The organism is Mixta gaviniae (assembly GCF_002953195.1).
In the GTDB taxonomy this organism is placed as follows: Bacteria; Pseudomonadota; Gammaproteobacteria; order Enterobacterales; family Enterobacteriaceae; genus Mixta; species Mixta gaviniae.
In genome coordinates this window covers 518,488-532,562 of record NZ_CP026377.1, presented here as the reverse complement: position 1 = coordinate 532,562, position 14,075 = coordinate 518,488, and the positions used below count along the sequence as shown (strand labels likewise).

The window sequence follows — 14,075 nt, the reverse complement described above, 5'->3', positions numbered from 1 at the left end:
ATTATTGCTATAGCCTGCGGTAATTCCCCTGCGGCGTCAAATTCACTTCGCGCTCTTTTCACGCGGCTTGCGCAATACTTCATTAATTTCCGGTTTATCAATCGGACCACTGATGTGATAGCGCAACAGGGAAATTTTATTCCACAGCGGACCCAGTACTTTACTGGCGGCGAAGACCGCCGCGCCGACCACCGGATTAATGGCGAAGGCGGTCGCCACGCCTACCGAGGCGGAGATCTCCGGCGCCACCACCGCTTCCATATCGATCTGCCGTCGCACCAGATCCAGCTTGCCCTGCATGGCGATATCCGCCTCCAGGCCGTCCACCAGCAGGTTATCGGTCTGCATCACGCCATCTTTGATCCACGCCGTGCCGTTAATCGAGTCGAACCAGAACCCTTCGCTGAAAGTATCGCTGAAGTCGAAACGCAGCTTGCGCAGCAGCGCATCGAAGCTGACCAGCCGCAGCAGCTGACCGGCGCGGCCGCTGCTGACGTCGGCGATCTGCCCTTTGCCGAAGTGGGTTTTCAGCACGCCGCTCAGCGAGGATTCTGAAGGCTGCCACGGCGCGGCACGCCAGTGTAGATCGTAATCCAGCATAAACGAGGCGTCGCGCAGCGGTGTATTGACGCCGAACCAGTTGGTGGCGTTATTGATATTGCTGCCGCTGAGTTTCCCCTTTAGCGAAGTGCGCTGATCGTCGGGGCGGTTTACCCACTCGCCGTTGACCTCAAGGCGCGAGCTGCCGGTATCCACCAGGCCGTCGCTCAGCGCCAGCGTATCTCCGCGCGGCGTCAGGTTCGCCTGCATGCGGCCAAATTTCTGGCCGCGTAGCCAGCAGTCGTCGCAGCTCAGCTGCAGCGCCGGCCAGCCGGCAAAACTGATAGCGCTGCTCTGCTGCGGCGGCGAAGAAGCCGCGCCGTCACCGCGTTTCGTCCATTCCGGATTGTAGTAAAGCCAGGCAAGATGGGCGCGCCACGGGCCGCTGGCGGGCATATCGAGCTTACCGCTGATTTCGCGCCCTTTCGCCTCGGCCTGCATACCGCCCGCCATCAGCTGGCGCAGCGTAACCGCCGTATCATGCCACTGCTGGCCCGCCAGCTGGAGAGCCGGCGTGCTGAGGGTGATATCGCCCGGCAGCGCATTTTTACTCAGGCTCGCTGACGGCGCGTCTTCCGCGCCCGCCTTTTTCTTTGACGCGCCCGGCGACGCGCCCTCTTTCGCCATCAGCAGCTGCAGCCAGCTGTCGCCGTCCAGCGGCGGCAGATTCAGCTCCATGCCGCGCGTCGCGGGGAGCGCCGGCGTGGTGCGCGCGTCATTCAGCCAGATGCCGCGATCGAGACGCAGCTCCTTGCCCAGCAGCCAGCGGCTGTTGAAACGGTGTTGGTTTGCCACCGCGCCTTCCAGATCGAAATGATGCAGATCGCCCGTTACGCTCGCCTTCAGCGGCATCGCGCTGCCGCGCGCCTTATCGAGCGGCGCCGGCAAACGGCTGTCGACATCTTTTAAATCGCCGGCGAGGTTGATTTTATAGTTCGCGCCGCCGCTATGCGGCAGCGTGATCGCCACGTCGCCCTGCCAGGGAAATGTACCGCTCAGCTGTTGGCTGACGCCGGATGGCAAAGGAGAGAGCCGGTTAACCTGCCAGTCGGCGGCCAGGTTGACGCCGATCTGATACGCCTGCGGCTGCTCTTCGGTATGGAAATTGACCCTCACCGGCTGACCGAACCAGCTGGCCTGCAACGTATCGCTGCGCAAGTTGCCGTTGTCATAGGTAAAGCTGCCGTTCAGGCCGGTAAGCCGGGTATTCAGCGGCGCGACGAATAGCGCGTTATCCTTAAGCTGCACGTCGCCACGCGCATGCACCAGCTTGCCATCCAGCGGGATATCCAGCTTCAGATGGCCGCCGGTCTGGCCGCCAAGCTGCAGTTCATCCAGCGCCGCGCCCAGCGATGTGCGCAGCGGGGTCTGATTGAAATAGTCACGGATATCGGCCGCCTCGCCGCGCAGATCGCCGTTAATTAACAGCTTCTCTTTCAGGTAATCCGGGATCACCGCGCTGACGTTGTTCGCCTGCACCTTGCCCAGCATCGCCTGCTGCGCCTTCATCCACAGGCTGTCGTTTACGAAATCGAGATCGATATCGAGCTTATCAATCGACGGCCAGCCCGGCTGGAAGGCGTAGCTGGCGTTGCGCAGCGGTACCCAGACTTCAAACATGCCGTCGTTATGGCGGAAAGGAAAAAGCTTCGGATTGCCGGCGAACAGCAGCGTGGCGTTGGAGACCTGCCCGCCTTTGATGGCGCCGCTGAGATAGTTGGTTAAACCGGTGCCCATCAACGGCTCCGGAAAATAGCGCCAGGCGTCGCCGGCATTGGTGACGTTGATCCCGGCCAGAATATCCAGCCGCGGCGCCAGGCCGGTTCCCTGACGATAGCTAAAATCTCCTCTGGCCCAGAGCGATCGGGCCTGAATATCGAGATTACGTCCCTGCAGCGCCAGCGCGTTTTTACTCTGCTGCCAGCTCAGGGTGCCGCTCGCCTGCGCAATCTCCAGCGGCGCGCGGAACAGGGTGCCGTAAGGCATCACCGCATCGTTAACGCGAATATCCACCCGACCGTCGGCGAGGCTGCCGCTCAGCGCGCCGGTAACGTGCTGGGCGCCAGGCAGCAGCTGCCAGTGCTGCCAGCTCATATCGCGCCAGCGCGCCTGAAAACGGGTCTGGTCCGGCTGGCGTAGCGGGATATCGAGCGCCAGCGCATCAATTTCGCCCTGTGGATGCAGGGTGCGCCAGTTTTCCAGCATCTGCGGTGAAAGGCGCGAGAAGAGCGGGATCAGGGGTTCAAGCCGTTGCAGGTTGAGGCCGGTGGCGCGTACGCGTAACTCTTCTTCGCCATCCGGGCCGCGCGCGTCGCCGCGCGCCGGCAGCCATGCCAGCGCGAAATGCCCTTTCGGCCAGGGCGCGCCGTCGGTGCTGAAGCTATTTTGCGGTAGGGTCACGGTCCAGCCGCTGCGCCAGCGCGCCAGGTGCAGCGTCAGATTATCCACCTCCAGCCGGTGTGGCCGCTTATCACCCTGCCAGCGCGCGCCGCCCTGCTTAAGCCAGACGTCGCCGTCATAAATTTCACCCTCTTTCAGGCTCAGCCACGCTGCCAGACTGAAGCGGGCGCTCTGCAGGGTGGTGTTATCGCGCATCCACTGCCCCAGCCAGGGCTTAACGTCGACATCGTCCGCCTGCATCCAGATGCGGCCGTTGTTCAACAGGCCGTTTTCGTCGCGCAAATCCAGCCGGACCTGCACCACACCATGCTGCCCGGTAAAGCTGGAGAGGCTGACTTCGCCTTCCGCCCGGTGGCGCGCTTTTTCATTCAGCCAGCTCAGACGCGGGATCGCCAGTTCGGCCCGCTGTCCCGAAAGGGTTTGAAAACGGATGCGGCTGTCGCGCAAATCAAAATGGTCGAACTGACGCAGAAAGAGATCGTTGATCTGGCCCGCTTTGAGGTTGTGATTGTTGGCGTCGTTGCTGACCAGCGGCGAACGGCTGTCGAGATCGAGCTGCCAGAAGGTTAATTCGCGGAATTGCCAGCGGGCATGCAGCAGAGATTGCCAGACATCCAGCGCCAGCGTGACGCGGCCGATATGCAGCGCGCCGCCGTCAGGCAGCGCCACCGCCAGCTGGCGCGCATCCAGCGTCGGGCCGAAGTTTTCCCACCGCCCCTGCAGCGAGGCGGCATCCACCGTTAAACCGGTGGCCGAGGAGACGGCGTTCAGCAGCGTGTCGCGGTGGCGATCGATATGCGGCATCAACAGCCGCAAACCACTGACCAGTAGCGCGACGATGACGATCACCGCTGCGCCTGTAAGTAACAGGATCCTGGGCAGTTGCCTCACACACACCTCTCCTTGTCTTGCGCAAACTGAACGGATGAATAAGCTGGCTCACATTCCCATGTGCCATTGCAGCAACAGCAGGGAGAAGCAAATCAGGCACAGTTTACCTGAAACAGGCGCGCATTTTTAGCGCTTGACCGGAGAGAAACCGCAAATGCGGGCCAAAATCTTAAGCAGACTTTACATCATCACCACGTCAAACTGCTCCTGGGTGTAGAGCGGCTCGATTTGCACTTTCACCTGCTTGCCGACAAACAGCTCAACTTCGGCCAGCGCGTGCGACTCTTCACTTTTCAACGCTTCGCCGACGGTCGGGGAGACGTAGACCAGAAAACGGTCGGAGTCGTAGGCGTGATGCACGCGCACGATCTCGCGCATGATCTCATAGCAGACGGTTTCGACGGTTTTCAGCGTGCCGCGCCCTTTGCAGACCGGGCAGTCCTGGCACAGCACATGTTCGATGCTTTCGCGGGTGCGTTTACGCGTCATCTCCACCAGCCCCAGCGCGGAGAAACCGTTAATGCTGGTTTTCACCCGATCTTTACTCAGCGCGCTATCGAGCGAATGCAGCACCCGACGGCGATGCTCCTCATTATTCATATCGATAAAGTCGATAATAATAATGCCCCCCAGGTTGCGCAGCCGCAGCTGGCGCGCGATCGCCTGGGTCGCTTCAATATTGGTATTGAAGATGGTTTCATCCAGATTGCGATGGCCGACGAAGGCGCCGGTATTGATGTCGATGGTCGTCATCGCTTCGGTCTGGTCGATGATCAGGTAGCCGCCCGACTTCAGCTCCACCTTGCGATCGAGCGAACGCTGGATCTCGTTCTCTACGTCGTACAGATCGAAGATCGGCTGTTTGCCGCTGTAGTGTTCCAGCTTGGCCGTCATCTCCGGCATATATTCGGAGGTGAACTCCAGCAACAGCTCATAGGTCAGGCGTGAATCGACGCGGATGCGATCGAGCGCGGCGCCGGCGAAATCGCGCAGTACGCGTTGCGCCAGTGCCAGCTCGCCATAGAGGCGACAGCGGGTTTTGTTGCGCTTTTTGCGCTCCATCACCTTGGTCCACAGGCGTTTGAGAAACGCCGCGTCCTGCGCCAGCTCCTCTTCGCCGATCCCCTCGGCGGCGGTGCGGATAATAAATCCGCCCTGTTCGTCGCAGTAGGCGGAAACCACCGCCTTCAGGCGATCGCGCTCCGCTTCACTTTCAATGCGCTGCGAGACGCCGACATGCGAGGCGCCCGGCATAAAGACCAGGTAGCGCGAGGGCAGCGTAATATCGGTGGTCAGGCGTGCCCCTTTGGTGCCCAGCGGATCTTTCACCACCTGTACCATCAGATCCTGTCCCTGTCGCACCAGCTCGGCGATATCCCTGACGCTGAAATTCTTTTGCTCTTCGCCCGCCACGCATTCGGTATGCGGCATAATATCGGAGGCGTGCAGAAAGGCGGCCTTATCCAGGCCAATATCAACAAAGGCGGCCTGCATGCCGGGCAGCACGCGGCTGACGCGCCCTTTATAGATATTGCCGACGATGCCGCGCTTCGCTTCACGCTCGATATGGATTTCCTGCAGGATCCCGCCGTCAATATAGGCCACGCGCGTTTCCGATGGCGTAACATTAACCAGTAGCTCAGCCGTCATCATGTCCTCTCACCCACCTCACGCAATGACTGAAAATGGCTGAGCAGCTCGCTGGTTTCCACCAGCGGCAGGCCAACCACCGCGTGATAGCTTCCGTTAATTTTTCTGACAAAATTGCCGCCAAGCCCCTGGATGCCATAGGCGCCGGCTTTATCCATCGGTTCGCCGCTGGCGATATAGTCGCTGATATCCTGCGGCGTCAGCAGTCGAAAGGTGACCTCGGTCAGCACCAGGCAATCCAGCTCGCGCTGGCGATCGGCCAGCGCCACCGCCGTCATCACCTGATGGGTTTTGCCCGACAGGCGCGCCAGCATTTCCGCCGCGTGCGCCGCGTCGCGCGGCTTTTCTAGCACTTCGCCGTTCAGCACCACAATGGTATCCGCGCCCAGCACCGGCAGATCCTGCGGCGCGACCGCGACGCCCGCCTGCGCCTTTTCGCGCGCCAGACGACGCACATAGTGCTGCGCGCTTTCTTCGTCGCGGCGCAGCTCTTCAACGTCGGTGATGACGCGCTCAAAATGCAGGCCAAGCTGCGTCAGCAGTTCGCGACGGCGCGGCGAACCGGAGGCAAGATAAAGGGATAACATAGTTGTCCTTATTGAACAGCGAATTGACGACGAATCTTTCTCATCAATAAGAATAGCCAGGGCCACAAAATACCGTCTATAACGCTGCTCCAGAAAATCTCCGGGCGGAACGATATATTGATCACTAAAAATTCAGCCCAGAACACAATCACGTTCATCGCCAGCGACAGCACCATCACCATCAGCGCCTGCTGCCATAACGCGAGGTTGCGGAACAGCTGGAATTTGAACGCCACCAGATAAGCGATGATGCTGAGCGCCAGCGCGCGCACCCCGAGCGTCGAGCCGGAGATGAGATCCATAATGGCGCCCATCACAAAGCCGGTACCGACGCTAACCCGATGGGGCAGCGCCAGCAACCAGTAAATCAGAATCAACAGCAGCCAGGAGGGCCGGAACATATAAAGATCGTCCGGCCACGGCATGATTTGCAGCACCAGCGCGACCAGGAAGGAGAGCCAGATAACCCAGCGGCCATGACTGCGATAGCGGCTCAAGGCTGGCCTCCCTGCGCGGCGGGACGGGCCCCGCCAGAGGAATGGCTCTCCGCCGACCGACCGGCGGCCGGGGCCGCAGGCGATGTCGCCGCGCCCCCCGCTTCAGACGGCGAAGGCGGCCCCATCTCGCCGGCCGGCGGCAGCACCTGCGGCATCATCTGCATCAGACGCTCATTCGCCACGCGATGCACCTCATCCGGCGCCATCGGCAGATCGCCGTTGCGATCCGCGCCCCACAGCAGCAGCAGATAACGCAGACGCTGCAGGCCCGCCGTCGGACGCGCCTGAATCACCGTATAGGCGCGCTGCGTATCCACCTTCACCGATGACACCACGCCGACCGGGTAGCCTTCCGGGAAACGGCCGCCCAGGCCAGAGGTCACCAGCACATCGCCAACACGAATATCGGTATTGCCCGGCAGATGCTCCAGCTGCAGATCTTCCGTGCAGCCGTTGCCGGCGGCAATCACGCGGATATCGTTGCGCAGCACCTGGATCGGCAGCGCGTGCGAGGCGTCGCAGATCAGCAGCACGCGGCTGGTCATCTGGCCCACCGCAATTACCTGCCCGACCACGCCCTTATCGCTGATCACCGGCTGGCCTTCATATACGCCGTTGACGCTGCCTTTATCAATCACCACCTGGTCGGTGTAAGGATCGGTGCCGGTGGAGATCACCTGCGTCACCATTTTCTGCTCATCCTGACGCAGCGGCGACCCGAGCAGCTCGCGCAGACGCGCGTTTTCCTGCCGGTATTGTCCCAGCATCAGCAGTTCGCTATTTTTCAGAAAGAGTTCGCGCTGCAGCGCTTTATTTTCCTGTTCCAGCTGCTGGCGGGAGGCCAGCGTTTCAGCAACGCTGTCCAGAATTTGTCGTGGCCCGTTGGCCAGGAAATAGAATGGACTGACCGCCGTGTCCATATAGTTACGGATTTGGGTAAACGAACCCACGCGGCTGTCGGCGACGATGATGCCGATGGCCACGATAACCGCCAGAAAAAGGCGGAGCTGCAGGGAGGGCCCCCTGCTGAAAATTGGCTTCATAAACTCTGCGTATTCCCCGACATCATGAAAAGGGAGCGTGGCCTGCGCCGGGCGCCCCCTTCTGGCAGATTATTCTTCGCTGAACAAATCGCCGCCGTGCATGTCGATCATTTCCAACGCTTTGCCGCCGCCGCGTGCGACGCAGGTCAGCGGATCTTCAGCCACCACCACCGGAATGCCGGTCTCTTCCATCAGCAGACGGTCGAGGTTGCGCAGCAGCGCGCCACCGCCGGTCAACACCATGCCGCGCTCTGAAATATCAGAGGCCAGTTCTGGCGGACACTGTTCCAGCGCCACCATCACCGCGCTGACGATGCCGGTCAGCGGCTCCTGCAGGGCTTCCAGAATTTCATTGGAGTTGAGCGTAAAGCCACGCGGCACCCCTTCAGCCAGATTACGGCCGCGCACTTCAATTTCGCGCACTTCGTCGCCCGGGTAGGCGGAGCCGATCTCATGCTTGATACGCTCGGCGGTCGCTTCACCGATCAGCGAGCCGTAGTTGCGGCGCACATAATTAATGATAGCTTCATCGAAACGGTCGCCGCCGATGCGGACAGAAGAAGAGTAGACTACGCCGTTCAGGGAGATGACCGCCACTTCCGTGGTGCCGCCGCCGATATCCACAACCATGGAGCCGGTCGCTTCAGAAACCGGCAGGCCTGCGCCAATTGCCGCCGCCATCGGTTCTTCAATCAGGAAGACCTCACGCGCGCCTGCGCCCTGAGCGGATTCACGGATTGCGCGGCGCTCAACCTGCGTGGCGCCGACCGGAACGCATACCAGCACTCGCGGGCTGGGACGCATAAAACTGTTGCTATGCACCTGCTTAATAAAGTGCTGCAGCATTTTTTCGGTGACGAAGAAGTCGGCGATAACGCCATCTTTCATTGGGCGAATAGCGGCAATATTGCCCGGCGTACGACCAAGCATCTGCTTTGCATCATGACCGACTGCCGCAACGCTCTTTGGGGAGCCGGCACGATCCTGACGGATAGCCACGACGGAGGGCTCATTCAGCACGATGCCCTGGCCTTTGACGTAAATCAGGGTATTCGCAGTACCCAGGTCAATGGACAAGTCGTTGGAAAACATGCCACGAAATTTTTTAAACATACTAAAGGATAATCCTGCAAGCTGGGGGCGGAAAATAAAATCCGCTTACTTTACCAACCACGCGAAGCCGCCACAAGGCGCAAAAACGTTCTACTTCGGTGAAAAATCACGCTATCTCGCGCCTGTTACCCGATCGCCGCAGCGAGGCAACACTATTCAGCTGTAAAACCAGCTAAATGCCCACGAAATCGGGCTGGTAAGCGGACATAACAGTTATAAAATCTAACATTTAATTTCCGCGGCGCCTGAGCGCCGCAAACAGCCGCCGGCTGCAAAAACCGCGCGCTATTATGTCAAATCATCCGGTTAAACCCGAACTCTTTGGGAATATTTTTTCACATTGCTGTTCACCAGCTGCGAGGTGGAAAAAAAGTCCCCCTGACCGCCGGCAACGCCCAGTGCCGAAAGCGTTTGCCACTCGTCGCGCGTGCGGACGCCGGCGGCGAAAATCTGCGTCGGCGTCATTCTGCACACCTCAAGCAGGCTCTTCACAAACAGCTGATTTTCCGTACGACGATCGATATTGCGCACCAGGCTCGGGTGGAGCTTTATCAGCTCAACGCCTGCCAGGGTGATATAGGCGGTGCTAACCACCGTCAGGCCCGCCTGATTCACCGCCAGCCGGCAACCGAAGCCCTGCAGTAAACGCAGCGCCGGCTGCAATCGATTGAAGTGTTGACACACTTCCGCCTCTGCAAGTTCAAATAAAAAACGCTGGCGCTGCGATTTTGTACACTGCAGCAGCATATCGCGCAGGACGCGCTGAAAGCCGGGCTGCAGTAAAGAGTCAATGGTAATGGGCACCGCCAGCGTTTCCTGCGGCCAGCAGGCGGAAAGCGTCAGGATGCGCTGCATCAGCTGGCGGTCGTACGCCTCCGCCAGCCCCATCTGCTGCACCAGCGGCATAAACTCCGCCGCCAGCAGCTCTTTCTCGCCGTCATAGATGCGCGGCAGCAGTTCACGATGATGCACGCGGCCGTCGCGCAGCACCGCAGGCTTTTGGTAAAGTCGCGGGCCGCCGCGTTTCAGGGTATGTTCCAGCAGCGTGCGCCATTTTACGCTGCCGCGTCCGCCATCGCTGGGCGTCCCTTCACCGGTGACCCAGCTGTTGCCGCCCTGCAGCGAGGCGTGACGCGTCGCCTGTTCCACGCTCTCCATCACCTGTTGCGTGGTTTGCCCGCTGCGCCAGGCGCTGATGCCGATATGCAGCATATTCTGCCGATCGATCATCGCCGTCGGCGGCAGCGCGTCCACCGCTTTAACCAGCTGGGCGGCAATACCGTCAGCCTCTTTTAAGGTGCGATGCGGCAGCAGCACCATAAAGTCGCTGCGGAAATAGCGCGCCAGCAGCGCGCCGGGATAGCGCATCACAAAGGTGGAGAGCATATTCACCAGCGCAAACAGATACTCCTGCACCGGGGCATGGCCCCACTCCTCGCTCAGGCTGTCGAAATCGGGCAGGCGGATCATCATCACTACGCCGTGCGTGCCGACCTTCTCCTGATCTTCCAGCAGCGTCGCCAGCTGATTATCAAAAAAGAGCCGGTTATTCAGGCCGGTGGCGGCATCTTGCGCGGTAAAAGCGCGAATCAGGGTATCGATGCGGGTGCGCTGTTCGCGCGCCTCATGAAGATCGTCCAGCAGCAGGTCAATCGCCGTCGACGCTTTCGGCGGCCATTCGTTGACATTGCCGCGCCCGATGCCGCGGCGTTCGCCTTCAATAATGCGCGCGGCGCGCGCCTCCAGGCTTTCCATCCCTTTCAGCTGGCGCCACAGCCAGCGATGCGTGGGCAGCAGCAGCAGCATCATGATCGCCGCCACCAGCAGCACCACCACCAGGGTTGAAGAGCCGACATAGGAACGAAACCAGGTATTGGCCGGATCGAGCAGCTCCACGCGCAGCGTCCAGCCCTGCTGATGCAGCAGCGGCAGGTCGTAACGACGGAAGCGGTTGGGTTCGTCATCGATCAGCGGATGTTGATGACGCGAAAGATTAAGAATAACGTTTTGCTGTTCGCGGATCTGCAGCTGTTCGATATCCATCAGCGGCATGGTGCGCTGCAGCCAGGGCGTAAGCTCGGCGGCGCTTTTCGTCAGCAGTGCCTGATCGATTTCCGTCATCAGCGACTGCACCTGTTTTTCCACGCGCTCGCTGCGCAGCCAGAAAAAGCTCAATGCGCTGCCGACCAGCATTAACACCATTGCCAGAGTGATAAGCAGCGTGACAAACGCTGACAGTTTTGTGGTTAATCGCATCCCTGTGCCTTTTTCACTGCGGTTATGACCACGCCATTGACGTGCAGAAGCGGGTGCCGGATTGTGAGCATTCGACAACGATTCATGCCGGTAGCGTTAAACAACCGCCGACATCCGCGGTTTATTTGCGGCTGGTCAGCCTCCGCGACCCTTCGGCGAGTATAGTTGCCCCAGACCCGGGCGTTACCAAAGAAAACCAAAATTCAGGAGAATCTCATGCAAGCTTTAGTGATTGAACAATCCGACGGCGTATATCAGACGGTATTGCGCGATATTTCACCAGAACAGCTGCCCGCAGGTAACGTGACCGTGGATGTTAACTGGTCAGGCATTAACTATAAAGATGCGCTCGCCATTACCGGCAAAGGCAAAATCATTCGCCAGTTTCCGATGGTGCCGGGCATCGACTTCGCCGGTATGGTGCATCACAGCGAAGATCCGCGGTTTCATGTCGGCCAGCAGGTTCTGCTGACCGGCTTCGGCGTGGGCGAAACGCATTGGGGCGGCCTGGCCGAGCAGGCGCGCGTCGACGGCGACTGGCTGGTGCCGTTGCCAGAAGGGCTGAGCGGCCGTCAGGCGATGATCCTCGGCACCGCCGGCTTTACCGCGATGCTGTGCGTGATGGCGCTGGAGGAAGGCGGCGTGACGCCGGAGAAAGGCGAGGTGCTGGTGACTGGCGCCAGCGGCGGCGTCGGCAGCACTGCGGTCGCTCTGCTGAGCGCGCTGGGCTATCAGGTGACGGCGGTCAGCGGACGGGAAAGCAACGCCGACTATCTGCGCCAGCTGGGTGCCGTCAACGTGCTGCCGCGCAGCGCCTTCAGCGGCGATAGCCGCCCGCTGGAAAAACAGCGCTGGGCAGGCGCCATTGATACCGTCGGCGACAAGGTGCTGGCCAGCGTGCTGGCGCAGATGCACTACGCCGGTGTCGTCGCCGCCTGCGGACTGGCGGGCGGCTTTGCCCTGCCCACCTCGGTGATGCCTTTTATTCTGCGCAACGTGCGCCTGCAGGGCGTCGATTCGGTGCAGACGCCGACGGCGCGCCGCCTGGAAGCCTGGAAACGGCTGGTAAAAACCGTGCCGGCCAGCTTTTATCAGCAGGCGACGACGGAAGTGCCGCTGAGCGACGCCGCCGACGCGGCGCGCCGCCTGTTAAATAATGATATTACCGGCCGTACGCTGGTAAAAGTGAGCCGGGGCTAAACGCCCAGGAAATTTCACATTTTAAGCGGAAAAGTCGCCCCGGTTCGGCTTTTTGCTGCATGCTTACTTATCTGCTCCCTGCCGCGCCGTAGGGAGATTGCACAGGAGTAGCGTCATGAAGCCGGTCAATAAGCTCACTGAAGCCGATGTCACACCCGAAACGATTTTCCATCAGCAGCGCCGTCAGATCCTGAAGGCGCTTGGTTTAAGCGCTGCGGCGCTTAGCGTTCCCGCAGGCGCGCGCGCCGATCTGCTCTCCTGGTTCAAGGGCAACGACCGTCCGCCGGCGCCGGCGGGCCGTCCGCTCGATTTCAGCAAGCCGGAGGCCTGGCAGGCGTCGCTGCCGCTGACGCCGGAAGATAAGGTCAGCGGCTATAACAACTTTTATGAGTTCGGGCTCGATAAAGCCGATCCGGCCGCCAACGCCGGCAGCCTGAAAACCGATGACTGGAAAATCCGCATCGACGGCGAAGTGGCTAAGCCGCTTACGCTCGATATGGACGATATTTTCAAACGCTTTCCGCAGCAGCAGCGCATCTACCGCATGCGCTGCGTGGAGGCCTGGTCGATGGTGATCCCCTGGGTCGGCTTTGAGCTGGGCCAGCTGCTGAAAGCCGCCGAACCCACCAGCAACGCGCGCTTTGTCGCCTTCCAGACGGTCTACGCTCCCGATCAGATGCCGGGCCAGAAGGATCGCTTTATCGGCGGCGGGCTCGATTACCCCTACGTCGAAGGGCTGCGTCTGGATGAGGCGATGCATCCGCTCACGCTGCTCTCCACCGGCGTCTACGGCAAAGCGCTGCCGCCGCAAAACGGCGCGCCGATTCGCCTGACGGTGCCGTGGAAATATGGCTTTAAGGGCATAAAATCGATTGTGCATATCACGCTGACGCGCGATCGTCCGCCAACCACCTGGAATCAGCTGGCGCCGGATGAGTATGGCTTTTTCGCCAATGTGAATCCGCATGTGGATCATCCGCGCTGGTCGCAGGCGACCGAACGCTTTATCGGTGCCGGCGGCATCCTGAATGTCGATCGTCAGCCGACGCTGCTGTTCAACGGCTATGGCGACCAGGTGGCGTCGCTCTATCGCGGGCTCGATTTACGGGAGAATTTCTGAGTGCGTCTGACGCTAAAACAGATAACCGGCCTGAAACTGCTTCTGCATCTGGCCGGCGCGCTGCCTTTATTATGGCTGATCGTCTCGGTGCTGCAGGGCACCGGCTTCAGCGCCGATCCGGCGAAAGATATTCAGCATTTTACCGGCCGCATGGCGCTGAAGTTCCTGCTTGCCACCCTGCTGGTTTCGCCGCTGGCGCGCTATGGCCGCCAGCCGTTGTTGATACGCACGCGGCGCCTGCTGGGGCTGTGGTGTTTTGCCTGGGCGACCCTGCATCTGCTGAGCTATTCGCTGCTGGAGTTGGGCCTTAATAACCTGCGACTGCTGGGATCGGAGCTGCTTTCCCGCCCCTACCTGACGCTGGGCATTATCAGCTGGCTGGTGTTGCTGGCGCTGGCGCTGACCTCTTTCCAGAAGGCGCAGCGAAAACTGGGACGCCGCTGGCAAACGCTGCACAATACAATTTATCTGGTGGCGATCCTCGCGCCGGTTCACTATATCTGGTCGGTAAAAGTGCTTTCGCCGCAGCCGCTGATCTACGCTCTTTTCGCACTTATCCTGCTCGCCTGGCGCTATAAAAAGTTTTGGCGCTGGTTTGCAAAATAGCGGCGCAATCTGTGCCGCATCCCACATATCCGCTCAGTTTCGCGAAAAGTTTCCTTCAGCGTGGTTGATAATCTTCGCAGATAAGACCAGTATTTAGCTGCCAAAAGCAACG

10 protein-coding genes are annotated in these 14,075 nt (G+C 60.3%); 3 read left to right on the top strand and 7 right to left on the bottom strand.

Annotation, left to right across the window (positions count from 1 at the left end; translation table 11 throughout):
• Positions 1–42: 42 nt before the first annotated feature.
• The 7 genes from yhdP to csrD form a co-directional block, all read right to left on the bottom strand.
• Positions 43–3,891 carry an AsmA2 domain-containing protein YhdP gene (yhdP, locus tag C2E15_RS02430; RefSeq protein ID WP_104955976.1) on the bottom strand — a complete coding sequence of 1,283 codons (3,849 nt, stop codon included), beginning with the start codon at positions 3,889–3,891 and terminating at the stop codon, positions 43–45.
• 180 nt (positions 3,892–4,071) lie between these two features.
• A complete protein-coding gene (gene rng / locus C2E15_RS02425) occupies positions 4,072–5,541 on the bottom strand; it encodes a ribonuclease G (RefSeq protein WP_104959049.1) in 1,470 nt (489 codons plus the stop codon).
• A complete protein-coding gene (locus tag C2E15_RS02420) occupies positions 5,541–6,128 on the bottom strand; it encodes a Maf family protein (RefSeq protein WP_104955975.1) in 588 nt (195 codons plus the stop codon). The genes rng and C2E15_RS02420 overlap by 1 nt, the downstream gene beginning before the upstream one ends.
• An 8-nt stretch (positions 6,129–6,136) precedes the next feature.
• Positions 6,137–6,625 carry a rod shape-determining protein MreD gene (gene mreD, locus C2E15_RS02415; protein ID WP_084970260.1) on the bottom strand — a complete coding sequence of 163 codons (489 nt, stop codon included), beginning with the start codon at positions 6,623–6,625 and terminating at the stop codon, positions 6,137–6,139.
• Positions 6,622–7,668 carry a rod shape-determining protein MreC gene (gene mreC / locus C2E15_RS02410; protein WP_104955974.1) on the bottom strand — a complete coding sequence of 349 codons (1,047 nt, stop codon included), beginning with the start codon at positions 7,666–7,668 and terminating at the stop codon, positions 6,622–6,624. The genes mreD and mreC overlap by 4 nt, the downstream gene beginning before the upstream one ends.
• Before the next feature lie 69 nt (positions 7,669–7,737).
• Positions 7,738–8,781 (bottom strand): rod shape-determining protein MreB, encoded by a 1,044-nt coding sequence (gene mreB, locus C2E15_RS02405; RefSeq protein WP_003855260.1) that lies wholly within the window; start codon positions 8,779–8,781, stop codon positions 7,738–7,740.
• 306 nt (positions 8,782–9,087) lie between these two features.
• Positions 9,088–11,037, bottom strand: a complete 1,950-nt coding sequence (gene csrD / locus C2E15_RS02395) for an RNase E specificity factor CsrD (RefSeq protein WP_104955973.1) — start codon at positions 11,035–11,037, stop codon at positions 9,088–9,090.
• A gap of 216 nt (positions 11,038–11,253) precedes the next feature.
• Here csrD and acuI point away from each other — a divergent pair, with 216 nt between their 5' ends.
• The 3 genes from acuI to msrQ all read left to right on the top strand — a co-directional run bounded on the left by acuI (position 11,254) and on the right by msrQ (position 13,963).
• Complete coding sequence (gene acuI, locus C2E15_RS02390; protein WP_104955972.1) at positions 11,254–12,237, top strand: acrylyl-CoA reductase (NADPH); 984 nt, start codon at positions 11,254–11,256, stop codon at positions 12,235–12,237.
• 115 nt (positions 12,238–12,352) lie between these two features.
• Complete coding sequence (msrP, locus tag C2E15_RS02385) at positions 12,353–13,357, top strand: protein-methionine-sulfoxide reductase catalytic subunit MsrP (protein WP_104955971.1); 1,005 nt, start codon at positions 12,353–12,355, stop codon at positions 13,355–13,357.
• Positions 13,358–13,963, top strand: coding sequence for a protein-methionine-sulfoxide reductase heme-binding subunit MsrQ (gene msrQ / locus C2E15_RS02380; protein ID WP_104955970.1), 606 nt, complete (start codon positions 13,358–13,360; stop codon positions 13,961–13,963). It begins immediately after the preceding gene.
• Positions 13,964–14,075 lie beyond the last annotated feature (112 nt).